Annotated in this window: 15 protein-coding genes and 2 pseudogenes; 9 read left to right on the forward strand and 8 right to left on the reverse strand. The window is 42.6% G+C overall.

What is annotated here, in order from left to right; genetic code table 11:
* Window positions 1-455, reverse strand: a pseudogene (locus ACT3QP_RS10570) (hypothetical protein); the annotation flags it as partial.
* Window positions 456-471: 16 nt separating this feature from the next.
* Window positions 472-1,980, reverse strand: a complete 1,509-nt coding sequence (locus ACT3QP_RS10575) for a NarK family nitrate/nitrite MFS transporter (protein WP_444525467.1) — start codon at window positions 1,978-1,980, stop codon at window positions 472-474.
* Window positions 1,981-2,776: 796 nt separating this feature from the next.
* Here ACT3QP_RS10575 and nirB point away from each other — a divergent pair.
* The gene (gene nirB, locus ACT3QP_RS10580; protein ID WP_444525468.1) at window positions 2,777-5,377 is read left to right on the forward strand and encodes a nitrite reductase large subunit NirB; all 2,601 of its coding nucleotides are present in this window, start codon (window positions 2,777-2,779) and stop codon (window positions 5,375-5,377) included.
* A gap of 184 nt (window positions 5,378-5,561) precedes the next feature.
* Window positions 5,562-5,912: a nitrite reductase small subunit NirD gene (gene nirD / locus ACT3QP_RS10585; protein WP_444525469.1), complete on the forward strand. Its 351-nt coding sequence runs from the start codon at window positions 5,562-5,564 to the stop codon at window positions 5,910-5,912.
* Between the two features lie 82 nt (window positions 5,913-5,994).
* On the opposite strand, the gene ACT3QP_RS10590 is transcribed toward nirD, so the two are convergent.
* From ACT3QP_RS10590 to ACT3QP_RS10600, 3 genes are all read right to left on the reverse strand, one after another.
* A complete protein-coding gene (locus tag ACT3QP_RS10590; protein ID WP_444525470.1) occupies window positions 5,995-6,780 on the reverse strand; it encodes a siderophore-interacting protein in 786 nt (261 codons plus the stop codon).
* 122 nt (window positions 6,781-6,902) lie between these two features.
* Entirely contained in the window at window positions 6,903-7,649 is a 747-nt protein-coding gene (locus tag ACT3QP_RS10595; RefSeq protein ID WP_444525471.1) for a glutathione S-transferase family protein, read from the reverse strand.
* Window positions 7,650-7,942: 293 nt separating this feature from the next.
* The gene (locus tag ACT3QP_RS10600) at window positions 7,943-8,377 is read right to left on the reverse strand and encodes a MarR family winged helix-turn-helix transcriptional regulator (protein WP_444525472.1); all 435 of its coding nucleotides are present in this window, start codon (window positions 8,375-8,377) and stop codon (window positions 7,943-7,945) included.
* 267 nt (window positions 8,378-8,644) lie between these two features.
* Between ACT3QP_RS10600 and ACT3QP_RS10605 the strand changes: the two genes are divergently transcribed.
* Window positions 8,645-10,339 (forward strand): multidrug ABC transporter permease/ATP-binding protein, encoded by a 1,695-nt coding sequence (locus ACT3QP_RS10605; protein WP_444525473.1) that lies wholly within the window; start codon window positions 8,645-8,647, stop codon window positions 10,337-10,339.
* 119 nt (window positions 10,340-10,458) lie between these two features.
* Here the strand turns inward: ACT3QP_RS10605 and ACT3QP_RS10610 are convergent, their stop codons facing one another.
* Entirely contained in the window at window positions 10,459-11,958 is a 1,500-nt protein-coding gene (locus ACT3QP_RS10610; protein ID WP_444525474.1) for a PepSY-associated TM helix domain-containing protein, read from the reverse strand.
* 355 nt (window positions 11,959-12,313) lie between these two features.
* On the opposite strand from ACT3QP_RS10610, the gene ACT3QP_RS10615 reads away from it, so the two are divergent.
* A complete protein-coding gene (locus tag ACT3QP_RS10615) occupies window positions 12,314-14,521 on the forward strand; it encodes a TonB-dependent siderophore receptor (RefSeq protein WP_444525475.1) in 2,208 nt (735 codons plus the stop codon).
* A gap of 107 nt (window positions 14,522-14,628) precedes the next feature.
* Here ACT3QP_RS10615 and ACT3QP_RS10620 read toward each other — a convergent pair whose 3' ends face one another.
* Entirely contained in the window at window positions 14,629-15,306 is a 678-nt protein-coding gene (locus tag ACT3QP_RS10620) for a cupin domain-containing protein (RefSeq protein WP_444525476.1), read from the reverse strand.
* Between the two features lie 46 nt (window positions 15,307-15,352).
* Window positions 15,353-16,216, reverse strand: coding sequence for a universal stress protein (locus ACT3QP_RS10625; RefSeq protein ID WP_444525477.1), 864 nt, complete (start codon window positions 16,214-16,216; stop codon window positions 15,353-15,355).
* A gap of 238 nt (window positions 16,217-16,454) precedes the next feature.
* Between ACT3QP_RS10625 and ACT3QP_RS10630 the strand changes: the two genes are divergently transcribed.
* The 5 genes and pseudogenes from ACT3QP_RS10630 to ACT3QP_RS10650 all read left to right on the forward strand — a co-directional run.
* Window positions 16,455-16,988 carry a DUF2058 domain-containing protein gene (locus ACT3QP_RS10630; protein ID WP_444525478.1) on the forward strand — a complete coding sequence of 178 codons (534 nt, stop codon included), beginning with the start codon at window positions 16,455-16,457 and terminating at the stop codon, window positions 16,986-16,988.
* Between the two features lie 376 nt (window positions 16,989-17,364).
* Window positions 17,365-17,784, forward strand: coding sequence for a hypothetical protein (locus ACT3QP_RS10635; protein WP_444525479.1), 420 nt, complete (start codon window positions 17,365-17,367; stop codon window positions 17,782-17,784).
* 228 nt (window positions 17,785-18,012) lie between these two features.
* Window positions 18,013-20,166, forward strand: coding sequence for an FAD-dependent oxidoreductase (locus ACT3QP_RS10640; protein ID WP_444525480.1), 2,154 nt, complete (start codon window positions 18,013-18,015; stop codon window positions 20,164-20,166).
* Window positions 20,167-20,173: 7 nt separating this feature from the next.
* The gene (locus tag ACT3QP_RS10645) at window positions 20,174-21,481 is read left to right on the forward strand and encodes an ABC transporter substrate-binding protein (RefSeq protein WP_444525481.1); all 1,308 of its coding nucleotides are present in this window, start codon (window positions 20,174-20,176) and stop codon (window positions 21,479-21,481) included.
* A pseudogene (locus tag ACT3QP_RS10650) lies at window positions 21,478-22,062 on the forward strand (ABC transporter permease); the annotation flags it as partial. The gene ACT3QP_RS10645 and the pseudogene ACT3QP_RS10650, both read left to right, overlap by 4 nt.

Consider the following 22,062-nt stretch of genomic DNA (forward strand, 5'->3'; position numbering starts at 1 on the left):
ATGAGTACCAATAAAGGTGCTTGTACGGCTGTATCCTTAGAGTTACTACGCGCTTTTGACATATCAGCATCTGGTGATATTGAATCTAAATAGGATGGCAGTAAACAAGTAGTGATTAGCATACTGTCTTCGTTTTCTGCTTTACGCCCTGCCATGGTAAAAAAATCAAGCCACCACAAAGCACTAGCAGAATGACTATTAGCATGGATGCTGATATTGACATCAAAGTCAGAATTCGTATTGCTTTCAACCTTAGCATTGATATCAGTATTGTCATCAATGCTAGGCTGACTCAAAAACGATTTTGATGACATATGCTTTGCGCTCATATCCGTATTCATATCAAAATATTTACCAACAAACATACCAGTGTCTATAGCAGCTGCTATTTGTCGTGTACCATCCTGATACACAAATATCTGATTTGAGGTGTAACGCTTGAGCATTTTTGTCATCTTTCATTGCCTCAAGCTATTTATGGCTCACTTGAATTTCAGCAAACGTACCATCTGGCATTTCTTCAATGATGACACCTTCTGGCTCTTTTAAGAAAAACAATGCTAAAAATCCAAGTACAGCAGTTGCCGCAATCACAAAGAAAAACACCTGATAAGACACCAAGCTCAGTACTGTTAAATACACAACCGAACCCACATTGCCATAAGCTCCTGTCATACCAGCGAACTGCCCTGTCATACTGCGTTTAATCAATGGAATCACCGCAAAAACTGCTCCTTCACCCGCTTGCACAAAAAACGAGCAAAACATAGTGATTAATAACGCCAACGCCAATGGCCATGATGAATCTAAAAAGCCCATCAATAAATAACCAATGGCTAGACCCGCCGTCAAAATCAACAAGGTGATTTTTCGGCCAAACTTATCACTCAGCCAGCCGCCACCTGGGCGTGACATTAAATTCATAAAGGCGTAGCTCGACGCCAACACCCCTGCCATCACAATAGATAGACTAAAGGTCTCTTGATAAAACAATGGTAGCATCGACACCACCGCCAACTCTGAACCAAAAGTAGCAAAGTACAAAATATTTAAAATACCGACTTGCTTAAAGTCATAACGATGCGCCGCAGGTACTGGCGTCGTAAACACATCCTTATTAAAGCGATAACTACTGATGAATTCATACACATATAAAATCGCAAGAACAATATAAACCAAGGTAACGCTAGACTGGTTGAGCAAGCTTACGCCTGCAGGTGATAGCTTCCATGCGAGCAAAGCCAATGCCAAATACATCGGCAGCTTAAAAATCATCATTAACCAAAAATCACCTGATGAGGTCACCATCATAGCGCCCGATTTTTTGGGTTTAAAATAGGTGGCACCTTTGGGCGTATTGCGCACCATTTTATAAAAAATCACGCTATAAATTGCCATGACCACACCAGAAGTAGCCGTTGCATAACGCCAACCTTCATCACCGCCAAACACCGCTGCTGCACCGATCGCTATCGTTGGCAATAATAGTGCTGCCGCTGCCGAACCAAAATTACCCCAGCCGCCATAAATGCCTTCTGCTGTGCCTAGCTCATTGGTCGGAAACCAATCACTCATCAAACGAATACCAACTACAAAACCTGCACCGACAAACCCCAGTAAGAAACGTGACAGCGCCAAGGTATTGTAATCTTGGGCGAACGCAAAGGTAAAACAGGGAATCGCGCCAATGGACAAAATCGCAGCATAAACAATGCGTGGGCCAAAACGGTCGGTCAACATACCAATAATAACGCGAGCAGGAATGGTCAAGGCAACGTTCAATATAAGCAAAGTTTTGACTTGATCTTTAGTCAGATTAAGTGTTTCACCAATCGCTGATAGAAAAGGCGCATGATTAAACCAAACAAAAAAAGTTAGGAAAAATGCCATCCAACCTAAATGTAGGATTTTATTTTTGCCCGTAAATGATAAGACATTCAGCTTATCGCTGCTGGGTGCAACGGGGGTTGATGATGACATAGGCGACTTCCTCAAATGATTAACTTTTGGTTAATGACAACATGCTAAGTATTTAAAATGCCAAGTATTTAAAATGCTAAGTATTCAAACGAACCATCAAAAACAGGTACTCAAATTAATTATTAGAATTAAGCAATAAAACTAAGTATTTTTTCGTGTTTTCAATCTGAGTATTAGCCTTTAAATGCGCCAAAAACAGTTACTTAAGCTGAGAAATATTCAAAAAGAATGGGCGTCAACACAATGTAAAGCAATGCAATGCTTGTGCCATTTGGCTTTATAAATATTAAAAGTCAGTATAAAAACGACCTTTTATTTGATACTACAAAAACTCTTTAGGTCATGTTTACAGTAGCTATACGATAGTTATCGAGGTATAAATTATTTTTTTATTAGTCATAAAAACAGTACTGCCAAACCGTACACCTTGCCTGTCTCAACAACATTAATAACAACCAATTTGGGGCAAGCACTCATCTATTTTGGTGCATGCACCGTAGATGTAATACGCTAAGTCATTATTATTCATCATAATTTCATTACCTAAAACAATCTTATTACTAGCTTCTCAAAAACATTCAGACATAAGCAGGCTATGCCATGACAGCTCATTCTAGTGATGCACTATAGCGATAGAACGCCTCAACATCCTACGCACTGGCATGATTATTGAATGCTCTGTATCAGTAGTATTAAAGGATTTTTATCAGTGATTGTTGAACCAGTTAGTCGTGAATCATTTGAGGATTAATAGATAGCGGCCACAATGAAGCAACCCATTACTAAGGATAGGCATATGAATAGCACGACAGTGAGCACAGAAAACAAAGGCAATTTAGTAGTGATTGGCAATGGTATGGTTGGTCATCATTTTATTGAAAGAGCCATCGAGCAAGGATTACATCAACAGTTTGATATTCATGTCTTTGCTGAAGAAGATCGCCCCGCTTATGATCGTGTGTATTTGTCGAGCTATTTTGAGCATAAAGATGCCAGTAAGCTGAATTTGGTAGACTTGAGTGCTTATGAGTTGTCAAAGATCAACTTGCATCTAAACCAGCGCATCATAAATATCGATGCAGCTACACAATGCATTACGACAGAATCAGGTGAACAGATTAACTATAACGAGTTAGTATTGGCCACTGGTTCATACCCATTTGTACCACCTATTCCGGGCCGCGAACACGCCCATTGCCATGTATACCGAACCATTGCCGATTTGGATGAAATCTTGGCTATTGCTGAATTACCTGCCGTCAAAAAAGGTGTGGTGGTCGGTGGTGGTTTATTAGGTCTTGAAGCCGCAAAGGCATTGGTCACATTGGGTCTTGAGACCTACGTGGTTGAGTTTGCCCCGCAGTTGATGGGCGTTCAGTTGGATACTGCTGGTGGCGAGATTTTAAAGCGCAAAATTGAAGCCTTGGGCGTCACCGTTTTGACGGGTAAGAACACCAAAGAAATTATAACCAATCCTCTGTTTGACCCAAATGAAACCAGTACAGACACGCACTGCCTAACCATGCAGTTTACCGACGACACTAGTTTAGACACCGATATGATCGTGTTTAGTGCCGGTATCAGACCACAAGACAGCATCATTAAAAGCAACCCCGAATGCGGAATTGAGATGGGTGGCCGTGGTGGTATTTTGATTGATAGTCAGTGCCGTACTAACGCCGACCATGTGTACGCTATTGGCGAATGTGCGGTGTGGGACAATAAAGTCTTTGGGTTGGTCGCACCTGGCTATAGCATGGCCAGCATTTGCGCGGCCCAAATTGCGGGGCAAGAAGCACAAATCTTTACTGGTGCTGATATGAGTACCAAACTGAAGCTAATGGGTGTTGATGTCGGCAGTATTGGCGATGCCCATGGTAAAACTGATGGTAGCTTAAGCTATTTGTATCAAAATCCTGCCGAAGGGATTTATAAAAAACTGGTCACCACTGCTGATAACAAACGACTATTAGGTGCCGTATTAGTAGGTGATACAGAGGATTATAATAATTTATTACAGCTATATCTAAATGATATCGACCTACCTGCTCACCCTGAAAGCCTCATATTACCCAATGTCGAAAAACCCACCATGGGCATCGAAAACTTACCAGACACCGCAACCATTTGCTCTTGTTACAACGTGACAAAAGGCACCATTTGTTCAGCAGTTGAAAACGGTGCCTATTCCATTGCTGATGTAAAAGCAGCAACCAGTGCAGGTACAGGCTGTGGCGGTTGTGCGCCGATGGTGAAGGACACAGTTGGCTATCAGCTAGCCGCGCTTGGTTTTGAGGTGAACAATGATTTATGCGAGCATTTTTCCTACTCGCGCCAAGACTTATATAACTTGGTTCGCGTACATGGCATCAAAACCTTTGATGAGCTGCTGACCTCACATGGTAGCGGTCATGGTTGTGAGATTTGCAAGCCCGCTGTGGCTTCTATCTTGTCCTCATGCTGGAACGATCATGTACTCAAATCTGAATTAACCCCACTACAAGACAGCAACGATTACTATTTAGGCAACATCCAAAAAGATGGCACGTATTCGGTAGTGCCTCGCGTGCCAGGTGGTGAGATTACCGCAGACAAACTCATCGTGCTTGGGCAAGTGGCCAAAGAGTTCAACTTATATACCAAAATCACTGGTGGGATGCGGGTCGATCTGTTTGGCGCGCGCATGGAGCAGCTACCAGATATTTGGAGCCAATTAGTAGAGGCTGGGTTTGAAACAGGCCATGCCTACGGAAAATCGTTGCGTACCGTCAAATCTTGTATTGGTAATAACTGGTGTCGTTATGGCGTCGATGACAGTATTGGCCTCGCATTACGATTAGAAGATCGCTATAAAGGCGTGCGCTCACCGCACAAAATTAAAATGGGCGTGTCGGGCTGTATGCGAGAATGCGCTGAAGCACAAAGTAAAGACTTTGGCATGATTGCCACAGAAAACGGTTGGAACCTATTTGTCTGCGGTAATGGTGGTATTACTCCGCGTCATGCGGAACTATTCGCGACCGATCTCGATACCGAAACCATGGTCAAATACATCGACCGTATCATCATGTTTTATATCAAAACAGCTGACAAACTCCAACGCACCTCTAAATGGCGCGAAAGCTTGGAGGGCGGACTTGAGTACTTACAAGCGGTCATTATTGACGACAGTTTAGGCATTGCTGATGAGCTTGAAGCACAGATGCAGCTGCTAATTGATAACTACGTATGCGAGTGGGCAGCCACCATTACCAATACCGAAAAGCTCAAACGCTTCCGCCATTTTGTGAACAGTGAGCAAGGCGATGATAACGTGGTATTTGTTCAAGAACGAGAGCAAATACGCCCCGCCACTGACGCCGAGAAAACGGCTATTAAACTGGTTGAATTGGCTTAGTAAAACTGGCTTGAGTCTACTCTCATTTCAAAAACAGAGAGGATAATAAGATAAATGGCTCTGGAATGGATTGCCACTCACAGAGCCTTATCAATCAACTGACCGCCAATCCATTAACGACCAGCTACTTTTGTCGCTGATAAACTCATTAATCGTAGCGGTATACACTTAAGGACAACACCTCATGAACCAACATACTATTTGCACACTTGACGATATCATTCCCGAAACTGGTGTGTGCGCACTGATAAATGGTAAGCAAATTGCTGTTTTTCGCACCAAACAAGATGACTTGTTTGCTCTTGATAATTACGATCCCTTTAGCCATGCCAATGTGCTGTCACGTGGACTGATTGGCGGCACTACCATTTCTGACGATACTGGTAGCAATGAAGAGATACTCTATGTCGCCTCGCCTATTTATAAACAACGCTTTAATCTTGCGACTGGACAATGCCTAGACGATGTCGACACTAAAATCTCTTCATATAAAGTCGGACTCGATACCAACAATGTCATCATTTTTAGTGAATAGCTTTTAGCGAGTAGTTTTTAGTGAATAGTTTTAGTAAATAACGTTAGGGTGTGTCATCATTTAAAAAACAATGCACCACACCCTAATCTGCGTCTTTTTCTGCGCGTCGAGCACTCGCAGACTGGTCTTCAGCGACACCCGCTTTCCAATAAGAAAAAGCATATAGCTCGTCTTTCGACCACTGTTGCTCTCCTTTTAAATACTGACGAATGGCTTTGACTGAGGCAAACTCGCTAGCAATGTAAGCAAAACGGCTTTGTCCTGCTGTTGGTAACGTAAGTCCTTTCACAGCATTAACCAGTTGGCTACCATGCATAGGATCTGCGTTATGTAGCCATGTCATAGTCATATTGGCTTCAGTTGGCAAGTCTTGCTCGTCCTCTTTATCATGCACCTCAATAATACAATGGCCGCTAGTAGTAGCAGGCAAGTCTTGTAAGATCGCGCCTAATACAGGTATAGCCGTGGCATCACCCACTAATAGAATATGGTCTGTTTCAGGACAAAGTGCTTTGTTTTTAGGCTTCATCATCACACCCAATTCATCACCTACTTGCGCATGCGTGGCCCAGCCCGAAGCGGGCGCTTCATCACCATGGGCGACAAAATCAATCCAAATCTGCTGTTTTTCGACATCAACGCCGCGATGGGTATAGGTACGTATTACAAAGCTTGATTTATCCTCTAAATCAAGCGCCTGAGTTTTGTCTATCGGTATGGCAACTTTGTTATTCGCCCCAATGGTCATGGTCGCGATATTAGCAATCGTATCGGGCTGCGCGGTTAGACAGATACGAATATAGTGCGGCGTTAACGTCTGCTTGTCAGTGACGGTCATAACTTCTCGTACAGGTTTTTGATTGATCATAGTTATAAGCCTCTTCTCTTGCATTAAATGTTTTATAGGATTGAACCGTTTTTTATCGTCATCATTTTATGTTGTTATCATTTTGCTTTATGGTCATTCTGCGGTCGTCGGTTACTTTACCCTTACTTTAACCAATCAGTCACCGCTTGCTTAAAACTAGGGCGAGCCATAACCATGTTTTTCCAGCGCTCAAAATGTGCATATTGAGCAAAAGGATAGCCTGCTCTATTTAAAACAACCAGTTGCGGAATCCAAGTAATGTCTGCCAACGAAAAGGTATCGCCAACCAGCCAATCGTGATCTTTGAGACGCGCATCCATTTTTGCAAAACAGTCATCGAGCACTGCCGTTGCTTTATCGATATCCGCTTGGCTAAAGCCGTGTTTGCTACGATGTTCATGAAACTCTAACAGTGCTTTGTCGTAGGTTTGGTTTTTGCGATATGCTGCCAATACTGCCTCGCTAAGGCCCGTGGCACCTAATTGATAATACATGTACGTTTTTATAGATAGATGATTGTCTCTGGCCATATGCATCCAGTCGTACATCGCTTGACGTTCAGCCTCAGTATCAGGCCGCAAAGAGTTTGGCTCATAGGTAGTATCTAAATAATCGATAATATCCGTCGAGTCAATAATCACCACACCCTCATCGACTAAGGTTGGCACCACACCATTGGGGTTAATTCCCAGATATTCTTTGGTGCGCTGCTCGCCTTTAGATAAGTCAATAAGATGACTTGTCCAGTCTAATTGCTTCTCTGCTAGGGCAATCCTTACACGCATGGCACAGTTGGAAAACGGTGTATGATACAGATGCAATCCTTCAAACTTAGTGACTGATGTATTGGTAGGCGTAATAATAGGCATAACTCTCTTCCTTATATTTAGGGCGTGTCTTCAATTCACCCGATAGTCATCTAAATGGGCTAAAAGTGGCTAAATCATGCTAAACATCATCAAATAGCTGGTTAATATCCCGATATTATCTGCACTATTTTTCTTGTTTGACGGCAATTTATTTCATTTTTATCACCATTTTTGAAATGAAGACACGCCCTATTTCAAATAAAAAAACGTTCATTTATCATGTTTAAACAATACTCAACTGAAATATGAGCGATTACCGTATTGATATAGGCTGTTTCAAACAGCTTTGTCATTTAGCTTTGTCTATTTTTGACATTGCTAATCATAGTATTACTCACTTGTAAAAACGCGTTGAGCTCAGCCACTGTCAAGTGCTGCGTTAGCTGTTCTCTCGTCCACTCTTCTGCAGCGTTCAACTTTGCCATAACGGCTTTACCTTTGGCGGTTGGCTGTAGCAATTGGCTACGACCATCTAAAGGATTGTCTTTTTTAACGATTAAATCGGCGACTAAAAGATCGTTCAAGGCACGAGTGATTTGTGCTTTGTCACGTTGCATATGCTGAGCGATTGATTTTGCGGTAACCTCAGGATTTTGACAGACGCCTTTTAGTGTTCTGATATGCGTCACTGACAAATCAAGCTCTTGACGTCTGATGCCTTCAAGCAGCAGATTGGTATAGGTATGCATCAATTGATGTAAGGTTTCGCTTAATGAATTTTTAGACATACAGAACCTTCTATATAGTTGATACAAGCAACTATATAGATTAAGGTTGATTATGTCAACTAATTACTAAATCTAAGATATGTTTTTATTTTAAAAATGGTGGGTTCATAGATCTTAGGCATGTCACGAATTGGCGTATACACTGTGAACAAAGGCCTTTGTCAGCACAAACACATTGACACATAAACAGATTAACGCCACAATATTACAAATATTAATGATTATCAATAGCATATAAATTTTATGTTTTTCTCTTACTGAGTCACTATGTCCTCTCGCGCTACCGTTTCTTTATATCATATGATTTGGGCGCATTATCGCCTACCTTTTCTCAAAGTCATTTTACTTAACTTGATCAATGCCGCCGTCAGTGTGGGTATCATTGCTTATATCAATCATACTTTTATCAGTCAGCCTGTTTTTGACACTTTATCCTTGCTCAGTTTGGGTTACTTTTCAGCCTTGGTCATACTGCTATTAATCACTACTTTTTTATCACAGTATGCACTGACATGCTTGGGACACAAGTTCGTCTATGAGCTCAGGACAAAGCTGGTCAAGCAAATCATCGATACTCATGTGCCGCAAATAGATCATTTGGGTAGTGCACGGTTGCTTGCCAGCTTATCTGCAGACATACAGTCCATCACTGTCGCCTTTGTGCGTATGCCAGAATTGGTGCAGGGCATTATTTTGTCTGTGGGTGTTGGTCTGTACTTAGGTTGGTTGTCGTTACCGCTATTGTTCATTATCTTGTTTTGGATTGTGATGACGATTTGGATCAGTACCATTTTAGTCAAGCATGTCTACACTCATTTGATAGAACTGCGAGCGATTAATGATTCTTTATATCAAGATTATCAATCCATTATAGATGGGCGTAAGGAGTTATCACTCAATCAGCACCGCGCCGAAAAGCTCTATTCCGATGACTTTTTGTCCCATGCAAAGGCATACAAAAAGGCTGTCATTAAATCTGACACCTTTCATTTATCCGCAGTGAACTGGTCTAATATCATGATGTTTGCTTCGATTGGCGTGGTGTTTGCCGTATCGAATTATCTTGACATACCAATGGGTGTGGCAACCACCTTCTCCCTAACGATTCTATTCATGCAGTCGCCTATTCTTCATGCGGTTGGTGCTTATCCGACCTTACAAACAGCACAAGTAGCACTGGATAAAATACAGTCTTTCGAATTGGCTGATTACCAAGCAGAATTTATGACTGATCATGTGGCAACAGACTGGCAATCCATCTCGCTGACGGACGTTGACTACCGCTATAACAGTACCAAAACCGAGACGCAGAATACGAACATATTAAAATCGGTTAATCTTACTTTGAACCGTGGTGATGTGGTGTTTTTAATCGGTGCCAATGGTAGCGGAAAATCCACTTTGGCCAAAATCATTACGGGAATTTTTACGCCGACCACAGGTTCTGTACAAATGGACAATCAGCTCATTGGATCAGAAGATAACTCAAAGAATAATGCGGATTATAGGCAGCTGTTTTCTGCTATCTTTAGCGATCAGCATCTGTTTAAACAACTGATTGGTCATCAAGGTGATGATCCTGACATGGCGCTGGTGAATGATTGGATTGCTAAATTAAAGCTGCAAGATAAAATCGAGATTATAGATCATAAACTATCGACAGATAAGCTATCACAGGGACAGCGGAAGCGATTGGCGATGCTACTTTCAGTTGCTGAACAAAAGGAGTTTTTGCTACTCGATGAGTGGGCAGCTGACCAAGATCCAGCATTTCGCCGCGTGTTCTATCAAACACTGATACCTGAACTCAAAGCAATGGGGAAAACACTGTTTATCATCAGTCATGATGACGGCTACTTTGAGCATGCAGATCGATTGCTATTGATGAAGGATGGCAAATTGATTGAACTCAATGCGGAAGAACGACAACGTGCCAGTGCGGATGCCATTGCGATGTTGTAGTGAGCATTAATCAGACCGGCACATTTGCAAAAATCAACCTCAAAAAATGGGCGATCTCTTATAAGACGCCCATTTATCGTTTGGATTTCAGAATGAAAACACGCCCTAAAGCGATTCGACTACTTTAACAACTTCTGTAAAAATGCCACGCGCGATATCACCAAAAAATCCAATAAGGCAATGACCGTAATAGCAATGCTAGCCGTTGGAAATATAATCGCGACTATCAGTAAAGGAATGGCAAGCGGCCACCAAACAGAGAACTGCTGACCTCGTGCTGGCGGGTTAAGTCCCTGCCTCTCACTCAAGGTACGCGGACGACGTTGCCACCACATGACATAACCGCTCACGCTAATAATGATAACAAACAAGCAAAACAGCACGTTGGCCAGTACACTCCACCATCCCAGCGTACCCATATGAATGGCAATACCTGCCGCCATAAACTTACCAAACGCATTATAATCATCATAATGAATATCAGCCAAAACATTACCCGAATAGCGATCGATATGTACCGTGCGATCAGCTGTCGGACTCGTCATATCATAGCTCATCGAATCTTGGCTGAGCGTCCACACCCCTGTTTCACCTTGTGGTAAGTTCAGCTGATAACGTCCTGTAAAACCAATTTCACGAGCATATCGGTCTACCGTATCAATCATAATAGGTATATTGGGTGCGATACCATCCTTACCCATGGTAGTACCCGAGACTGGCATCGGCGTCAGCTCAAGCACCCAAGGCACTTCCTTGGTTTTACCCGTGTTTAAGACGCTGCCATGTGTCGGCGCATCTGTCGCGGCTGCACCATGAACGTGAGGTTCTGGCGCTGTCTCAGTCATTGCGGTGCTGTGTTGACTATGATCAATCGACATTGGTATCGGAGCAACGCCCCACTTGCCTGCGGGAAACTGGCTCCATGCTTGTACCAGTCTTTCGCCCCACACGCCTGCCCACGCCATCCCTGATATACAAAAAAACAGCAGCAGAATTGATACCCAGCTGCCCAATGTCGCATGAATGGTACGGATAAAAGAACGTTTTTTCTTATTGGTTACTGCCTCGTTAGGTATCAACATGGCTTTGAGAGATTTGCATTTTTGCCACCAAAGATACCAGCCAGACAAAATCATCAGAATAGTCAACGATGCGGCCGTTTCTAGTAGATAATCACCCGCCTTACCGATGAGTAAGTCGCCATGAATATTATTAAACGTATCATAAAGACCACTGCTGGCAGGCGTGCTGTTGACGATATCAGCCGTATAAGGATTCACTGCCACCATATTAGTATGGTCTTCTGATTTGACCTGAAACAAGGCAACGGTATCAGCATCGCGAGGCGCAATATATTTAACGAGCGTGCTATCGGGCAAGGTGCTCAGCGCATTTTTGGCTTGTGTAGACACTGGTGCTGTCTGCGTTGATTCTGGCGTAGCGATGGTCAAACGATCACCGTCTCGACCAACGGTGTTCGACATAAACAACATGCCAAGTGCGGTCACAGCCAAAACAATCAAAAAAGGTGCGACAAACATGCCCGCATAAAAATGCCAACGCCATACCGTAAAATAGCGATGGCTATTATTGGTTGATTGACTTGTACTTCTGTTCATAAATACGACCTCTAATACTCTCTGAGTGCCTAAGAGACGCTCTAATTAGCAACATAAATCTATTAAAATAATATCGGCTGTATCATACGAGAAAACTTATTTAAAGACCACTGTTTACGTAGTCAAATTTAAATAATATTGAGGCAAGGTTAGGATAATAAAATCAAATACCACTGAATCAAATGCCACCGTTAGCCATCACGCCTAACCTTACTAAAAAGCGTCTCATTGTAATCTTTTAATGATAACAATAATCATTAGTGCTATTATTATTTCTAATTTTTCACTTGCTTAAAGTGAAATTTATAACATTCAGCAAATACCATTTAACACATATTACTTAACAGGAAACATGATGCGGCTTCATTTAACCTCTGAATCTATCCGAAAAAAACGCCTTACCGTAGCAGTACAGATTGGCTTGGTCATGAGTATCAGTCAATTGGCTTATGCTGAAACCGAATCTGCTGATAGTGAAAGCTTGCTAAGTACTACTGATACAGAAAATACTGAGACAGCGGTCCCATCGACTACTTTAGATGCCATCACCGTCTATGCCGATAGCTACCGAAGCACAGGTACAAAAACTGCATTAGACCCTGAAGATGCACCGATGAGCTATACCAGAATCGATCAAGACCTGCTACAAAAACGCCAAGCTGATAGTGTCAGTGCTGCTCTGCGTTATGAGCCAGGCGTCAGCTCTGAGAGTCGCGGTACAGTGTCTATCTTTGATGAAAACAGAGTTCGTGGTTTTAAGACTTTATCAAATTTTTATGACGGTCTAAGACTGCCTTACGATGGGGCTTGGAACCTCATGCCGCAAGTCGATGTCTATGCGACGGAAGCAGTAGAGGTCGTAAAAGGCTCGGCCTCTTCACTGTATGGTTATACAGCACCCGGCGGTATGGTCAACCAAATTGCCAAAACGCCTCAAAGCACCCAAGAGACGGAAGTGCAGCTACGACTGGGTAACCAAGACCTAAAAGAAGTCGCCATCGATACAACAGGGGCGCTCACAGACAGCTTGAATTATCGTTTTGTGGCATTAAAACGCAAAAAAGACGGACAAATGCAAACCACAGAAGAAGAACGCACACTGATTAATCCATCGCTTGAATGGCAAGCGACAGATGACGTGTCGGTACTTGCCAACCTCTTTTATCAAGATGACCCAAACATGGTGCCCTCTACCCCATTGCCTGCGGTCGGTACTGTCTATAACGCCAGCTACGGCAAGTTAGATAGTGATGCCTATGCAGGTGACGAATGGAATAAGTTTAGCAAAGAAGTATTCATGCCAAGTGTCACCGTAAACTGGGATATCAATGATCAGTTGACCTTTAAGCACATACTACGCTATACCGACTCTGAAGCAGAGCAGCGTAATATGTACAACTCAGGAGGGTTTGTCAGCGGTAGTGATACGATATTGAACCGTGTGGCTTACACGACTGATGAGAGCATGAAAAACTGGACCACAGACAACCAGCTGGCTTATCAATTTGATACAGCAAATACTTCTCATAACCTATTATTTGGTGTTGAATATCAAGAGACAGATAGCACTGCTGATTACTATGATGCTGGCGCAGATGGTACACCAAACCTTGATTTGTCTGATCCAGACTTTTCGCAAATCAATGCCGACACTCTACCATTAGATGTCTACAGCCAATATGAGGACATCGAACAAAGCCAGCTTGGTTTTTATGTGCAAGATGAGATGACCTGGAAAGATTGGACGGTAGTGGCAGGTTTGCGTCATGATAAATTCAAAAGCCTCACCGACCAGACCAAAGCCTCTCAAGGTGTGATATATAGTGACCAAGAAATTGACAATGACGCATCAGAGACCAGTGGTCGTCTTGCTGCTATTTATGATTTCGATAATGGTATCTCGCCGTTTGTGAGCTACTCACAATCGTTCCAGCCAATCGTTGGTAGTAACTACTATACTGATGAACCCTTTAAACCTACAACAGCTGATCAGCTAGAAGCCGGTATTAAATATCAATCCTCAGATGGTGGCACCAAAGCAACATTGGCGGTATTCGATATCAATCAGCAAAATGTTGTGGTATCAGATTACGTCAATTACAGAGATCAAACCCAAACTGGTGAGATTTCGTCTAAAGGGTTTGAGATCTCAGGCAGTCATATGCTTAATGACTGGGTAGATGTCGCGGCAAGCTACAGCTATACTGATGCTGAAATTACAGAAGATGAATTCAACCCTGATGTGGTCGGTAACACGCCAGCACAAACAGCGAAACACAAAGCCACACTATGGACAGACTACTACGCCACAGATAAGCTAACGCTTAATGCAGGGGTTCGCTATGAAGGTGGGATGCAAATCGACAAACAAAACTCAGATGAACTACCAAGTGTGACATTGGTAGATGTTGGTGGCAGCTATCAAATAAACCCTATGCTTACTGTCGGTGCTAGTATCAATAATCTGTTTGATAAGACCTATGTTGGTTCTTGTTACGACAGCAACAACTGCTGGATGGGACCAGAGCGCCAAATGGTCGTCAGCGTAAAAGCAAACTTCTAACCACAAAAAAGCTGGCTATTGTAATAATAGCCAGCTTTTATCAAATCATAGATAAGAATATTGATAATGCTAATATAGAAAACTTAAGTGGCTCAGTCAATTGCCAGTCACAAACCTATTACTTGCTCTAAGTGTCCCGTTTTAATATATACCGTAACACCTTCTAATCCTGCTTTTATCTGCGACTGCTCCCCTACGGGCAAACGTATCCAACTACCTCGTTGATAAACCTGTTCATCATCTATTAGACTGCCCTCTACAACCAATAATTCTGTACCACCAGCACCACTAATGCTATTTTCGTCAAATAATGCCTCGCCTGTATTGAGACGCTGCAAACTTACTTGCTCGCCATCATCAGAAAACAGAGGACAGATATCACGACTGCCTTGGCATTGCCAATTATCATCATCATGAGTATCAATAGCGACATAGCGATCTTCATCAGATGGCATTTGTCTGAGCTTAACGAATATAACTGCGCCTTCATCACTATATGGCGTATGACCTGACGATGGTGGATTGCGCAAATACCAACCTGCTGGATAATGTGTGTCATCTGCAGAAAAAGTCCCTGACAATACCAAAATCTCTTCACCGCCTGGGTGCATGTGATGCGGAAAGTGAGAACTTGGAGCATAACGCACCAGACTGGTGGCGCGCGCTTTTTCTTCACCCACGCGATCAAACATCACTCGTTCCACACCACTCTGCGGTGAATTTATCCATTGTTGCTCCTCAACTTCCAGCACCGCGCGACGAGAAAAATCTGCATTAATAAGCATAAAATAGTGTCCAAACAAGGTCTTTATGGTTTGATAAACTGAGCTATTATCGCACTAAAATAACTGGCGACAAGGTGCTAGCGATAAGCTCTGTTGTGGTACTACCGAGAAACAGTTGTTGTAACTTAGAATGTCCATAAGCACCCACTACCATAATATCGATGTTGTTTTCCGCTTGAAAGGCTAACAAGCCATTGACCACATCAGCTGCTGATAAATGATGAGCTGCCACCACAAACCCCGCTGCTTCTAGTTGTGCTGCAGCGGCACTCAAGCTTTGTTTAGCGGTATCATTGTGACTGCCTATCATAACGATATTACCTTCTAAACCTTTTAAGACTGGGCTTCTAGCAACCATCGATACCGCTTTAATAGCAGTTTTGCTACCATCAAACGCGATCATATATGAACTGGGCGCTTTAAAACTTTCGGAGCAAATCAATATCGGAATATCAGAGGCACGGGCGACCGTTTCTATTTGACTACCAATATTGATGCGACTGTTTTTGTGGTCTTCTCCGCGTCGACCCATGACAATAGCACGATTTTCTGTCTGAAAATTCTCGATAGCAGGTAACAGCTTGCCACGGCGCTGATAGATGCGGACATTCACCCCATCAAAATTGGCTTGAAGATGGCTTTTTGCATCTTCCACCAATGCATTACTATAACTGTTGACCACTTTGGCTCTTTGTTCGTCCATTTGGGTCAGCTCTTCTAATAAAAACTGGCGGCTGTTTACCCCTATCGCACCCGATAAATCACGTCTGGTCGATGCAGGAACCTCACTGACATGTAGCAACCCTACCGGTATGTTCAGTTTACTGGCATACCATGCTGCATAGTCACAAACCGATTCAGTGACTGCCGATCCGTCAATACAGGCTAAAACATGCTGTGTTGTAGTCATAAACTATCCTTAAATTTTATGGTTTATTGTTTTGTTATAAAATCTGAAATCCTTACCTTGATAGTAACCAATTTACAGCGCTGCATCCAGTCACGTAAATTGGTATCTACAATAGAATACATTGGATCAATTTATCCATCAGGTCTTATCATCGTCTGACCACATGCGTTAACAAATTTTGCTACAATGTGTTTTTTAGCATTTATGAGTTAAATATTCTTATTTAGGTGATGGAATTATGGCAAAAAACGCCCTACAAGCTCAACTACTCAAAGCAGGATTGGTAGATAGCAAAAAAGCCAAAAAAATCAGCAAGCAAACGCAGCATGCCAAACGTACTGGCGACTCAGAAAGCCTAGAATCAAAAAAAGCCTTGGCTGAGGCACAAGCCAAAAAGTTAGAGAAAGATCAGCAGCTCAATCAAGAAAAGCAGCAAGCTCTAGAGGAGAAGGCGCTAAAAGCCAATATTGTCCAAATGATCAAACAGCATCAAATCACCGAGATCAGTGGCGATGTCAGCTACCAGTTTGTCGATAACGCTAAGGTTAAAAAAATTTCTATCACTCAAAAACTGTACGATCAAATTGTAGTTGGTCATGTCGTTATTGCACGATTAGAAGACGGCTATGCATTACTTCCTCGCCCATTAGCAGATCGTATAGACTCTAAGATGGAAGGCTTTATGGTTGTGTCCAACGACACGTCAGAAGATGTGCTAGCAGAAGACGATCCTTATGCCGCCTATGTCATTCCAGATGATTTAATGTGGTAAATACTCAATATTTATAATACTCGCTTTGTCATTGTATGTACCCTTTGTAGAATACTTAATTCTATAAAGGGTTTTTTATTGTATAGAAAACAATCACCTTTAAGCTAGCGTTACTGATTTAGGTGAGAAAGGTAACAAAATGCCATAATAACGAATTATCCAACGTTATCAACTTGAACAACCATTCAAGAATAGCTACAATGCAATTTCTTAGCCGATTTAGCGATAAGATTTTGCTTGAATTTGAGCACTCACTCAAAAATTAAATATAATTTTAAGTGTCTGTTTTTCGCTTAACTAAAGTAAATATCCATGCTCGTTTTATTCATCAAGGTTGTTGAATCTAACTTTAAAACTTATTAAAAAGAATTTACTTATGCCAAAACATTTACCGCTTTCACTTTTATTACTTCGACTGGGTATCTTTGTTGTCTTTTTATTTTGGACACTCGATAAATTTATTAATCCTGAACATGCCGCAGGAGTCATGTCTAAATTTTATGGCATGGAAAATATGGGTGATTCCATATTTTATATTATGGGTACTGTTCAGTTGATACTTATCTTACTATTTGTCGTTGGATTATTTAAAACTTGGACCTATGGTATTTTGCTACTGGCTCATGCAGGATCAACTCTTTCAACCTTTGCTTTATATATGCAACCATTTGATAACTTATTGTTTTTTGCTGCATGGCCAATGTTAGCAGCCTGTATCGCCCTTTTCTTATTGAGAGACTGGGATACATTAACACTAGGCAAGCGAAAAATGGGCAAAGTCATTCCCATAGCATAAATATAAATACAGTCTATTGTTTGACAGTATAATCATATTAAGTGCTAGCTAAAGACACTTGAGTTATATATTATTAAAATTAACAACTTAGCTGTTTTATTGCAGGTAAACGCGTAGACCATTCAAGCAATTTAAAACAATTGCTACCATCATTAAAACAGCAAAAGTTTTTAATCATAGAAAATTCCTATGAATTAAATATTTGCTCTACTATTAGGCGGAATTTTTATGATTAAGAGAATATTTTTAATACTATTAATAGCAATATTAGCGATAGGATTTTTTTACTTCGACCTAAATGAATTACTAACGCTTGATGGCCTAAAAGGCTCAATGGCACAATTTGATGCCTATAAAGAGCAATCGCCATTACTCATTATCGGTGGCTTCTTTTTACTGTATGTCGTCGTCACAGCACTATCGTTACCTGGTGCTGCTATCTTAACGTTGGCATCTGGTGCTTTATTTGGTCTAGTTCAAGGCTTGCTCATTGCCTCATTTGCCTCAAGTATTGGCGCGACACTTTCGTTTTTAGCATCACGTTACTTGCTACGCGATACGATTAAAAAACGCTTCCCTGAACGTCTCGCCGCTATTGATGCTGGCGTAGAAAAAGAAGGCGGTTTTTACTTATTTACCCTACGTTTAGTGCCTGTATTTCCATTCTTTTTGATTAACTTATTGATGGGCGTTACCGCTATTAAATCATGGACTTACTACTGGGTAAGCCAAGTAGGTATGCTAGCTGGCACCTTTGTCTTTGTTAATGCAGGTACTCAACTTGCGCAAATAGAAAGCTTGTCAGGTATTTTATCGCCCAAGTTAATTTTATCGTTCGCTTTATTAGGTATATTCCCATTTATTGCTAAAGGAATTTTAAACGTGTTTAAAAAACGTCGTGTCTATAAAAATTATACGCAACCTAAAAAATTCGACCGCAACATGATTGTAATCGGCGCTGGTGCTGGTGGCTTGGTCACAAGTTACATTGCCGCTGCCGTTAAAGCGAAAGTAACGTTAATAGAATCTGGCGAAATGGGTGGTGACTGCCTAAATTATGGTTGTGTGCCAAGTAAAGCCGTGATTAAAAGTGCCAAAATCGCAGAGCAAATTCGCCATGGTGAAGACTACGGTCTAGAAAACACCACACCACAGTTTTCGTTTAAAAAAGTAATGGCCCGTGTACACAAAGTGATTGCTGATATTGCACCGCATGACAGTGTGGAACGCTATACTGATTTGGGTGTGGAAGTATTAAAAGGCTACGGCAAGCTCATTGATCCGTGGACAGTAGAAATCACACTTAATGATGGTGGTACGCAAACCTTAACAGCACGTACGATTGTTATCGCGACTGGTGCTCGCCCATTTGTACCGCCACTACCTGGTATTGAAGAGACGGGTTATGTGACCAGCGATACATTATGGGATAAATTTTCGGAGCTAGACGAAGCGCCTAAAAAACTGGTCGTACTTGGTGGTGGCCCGATCGGTAGTGAATTGGCGCAGAGCTTTTCTCGTTTGGGTTCAAACGTGACGCAAATCGAAATGGCAGAGCGCATCATGATCAAAGAAGATCTTGAAGTGTCTACCTTTGCGCACGAAGCCCTCACCGAAAGTGGCGTGAATATCTTAACCTCACATCAAGCACTGCGCTGTGAGACTCGTGAGGGTAAAAAGTACATCGTGGTCAAACACAACGATACCGAAATTCATATCGAATACGACGAGCTATTGTGTGCTGTTGGCAGAAGTGCGCGTCTGACTGGCTATGGCCTTGAAGCACTGGGTATCGAAACCAACCGTACCATCGTGACCAACGAATACTTAGAAACGCTATACCCGAATATTTTTGCTGCAGGTGACATTGTCGGTCCCTATCAGTTTACCCACGTCGCCGCTCATCAAGGTTGGTATGCTGCCGTGAATGGTTTGTTTGGCAATCTTAAGAAGTTTAAAGTAGACTATCGCGTGATTCCTTGGACAACTTTTATTGACCCAGAAGTTGCCCGCGTAGGCTTAAACGAGCAAGATGCGATAGACAAAGGTATTGAGTATGAAATCACGCGCTTTGAGTTTGAAGAGCTAGATCGTGCCATTACTGATAGTGCGGCTAAAGGCTTTATTAAGGTCATTACGCCAAAAGGCAAAGACAAAATATTGGGTGTGACGGTCGTCTCTGAACATGCAGGTGACTTGATTGCTGAGTTTGTATTAGCCATGAAACACGGTTTAGGGCTGAACAAAATACTGGGCACGATTCACAGCTATCCTACTTGGGCTGAAGGCAACAAGTACGTAGCGGGTGAATGGAAACGCGCTCATGCTCCTGAAAAAGTACTTAACATACTTGAAAAGTATCACACTTGGCGTCGAGGTTAGCCCATAAATGCACCCTACTAAGGCCTTGCCAGCACGGACAATGCTAAAAAACATCACTCGTTATAGCGCCTATGTAATGGCGCTTAGCGTTTGTATCGGTATCTCTGCAAGCACAGCGTCACCGAATACCGTGAGCCGTGATGGTGAGGCGTCCCCTTGGCGACAAGTAGAGGCGCAAGGTGCCAATCAAGATGTCTATTTCTATGCGTGGGGCGGCGATCCTCAAATCAACGCTTATCTACAATGGGCCGCCAAACAGGTTGATGAAAAGTACAATATCAACTTGGTTCATGTAAAACTAAGCGATACCAGCGAAGCCGTCAGCCGAGTACTGGCAGAAAAGTCAGCCAATAACGACGATAAAGGCAGCGTTGATCTCATATGGATCAACGGTGCAAACTTTGCCACCATGAGTGAAAACGATTTATTGCTCAAGCAATGGGCAAACAAGATGCCTAACTTTGCACTCACTGATCCAGACAACAATCCTGCGGTTAACTTCGATTTTGGTGTACCTGTCAACGGTATGGAAGCACCATGGGGACAGGCATCACTGACTTTTTATTACGACAGTATGTCTACTAAAAAGCCGCCCACCACCTTACGTGAACTCACTTCTTGGACTGCACAAAACCCTGGGCGTTTTAGTTATCCTAAACCGCCTGATTTTTTAGGGATGAGCTTTTTAAAATATGCTTTGGTCATGCTACACGAACAACATGATGCGGATACTGGTGAAGACACCAAAGCGCTACTCAACATGCCTGCGACTGAGGAAAATAAAGCTCTCGTACTAGATCCACTATGGGCATTTTTGGATGATCTGCACCCCTCACTGTGGCGCAAGGGTGAGCAGTTTGTTCAAACAGGCGCACAAATGCGGCGGTTGGTCGATGATACTGAGCTGAGCTTAGCTTTTAGCTTTTCAGCCCCCGAAGTCCCAGCGGCTGTACAGCGTTATGACTTACCCCAAAGCATCCGAAGCTATGCCATGAGCGATGGCAGTTTGAGTAATACTCACTTTGTGGCCATTCCTTATAATGCCAGTCATCCGCAAGCGGCGCAGCTGGTCGCTAACTTTTTGATGAGTCCAGCAGCACAAGCCAAAAAACAAACCGCCTCTGTATGGGGGGACAAAACCGTACTCATTCAGTCGACGCTCAGCTCTGAACAACAAGCCTTATTCAAGACCGATAAACCTCATCCTAGCGCGCTACCATTTGACAGCATCAAACGTACCGTGAGTGAGCCACACCCAAGTTGGGTTGAGGCCATTATGCAGGGCTGGCAAACACGTTATGGAGTGAGCCCATGAGCCAAGACACCAATAAAGACAGCACTCAAGGCCAGACCCATGCTAACAAAAACTCTAGTGCTAGCCCCATGTATAAAAAAGACCTATTCACGCATATCGCTACCCTGAGCCCTAAGTTTTTGTTACTGATACTGATACTGCCAGTACTGGGTGGGCTGGTCAGTGTGCTGTTACCTGCATTTAGCTGGGTGCCTGCACTTGAGCAAACGACCGTCAGTCTACAAGGGTTCAAAGACCTTTGGATGACGCCAGGTCTGACTCAAATGGTTTTGCTCAGCGTTGGTACTGGATTGATCAGCACCTTACTCGCGTTTGTCATGACACTGATGATATTGGCGGCGTTTTTTAACAGTGTTTGGCTCACTCGTATTGAGCATTTACTCAGCCCTATTTTGGTCATTCCTCACGCTGCAGCAGCGATTGCGGTTGGTTTCTTAATTGCACCTTCTGGTATGCTTTCACGTTTGATATCGCCGTGGTTAAGTGGTTGGGAATTAGCACCAGAAGGCATATTTCCCCATGACCCTTACGGTATCAGTATTATCTTGGGCTTAACCTTAAAAGAGCTGCCTTTTTTATTA

This window comes from Psychrobacter sp. AOP7-B1-24 (assembly GCF_052376215.1).
Taxonomy (GTDB): domain Bacteria; phylum Pseudomonadota; class Gammaproteobacteria; order Pseudomonadales; family Moraxellaceae; genus Psychrobacter.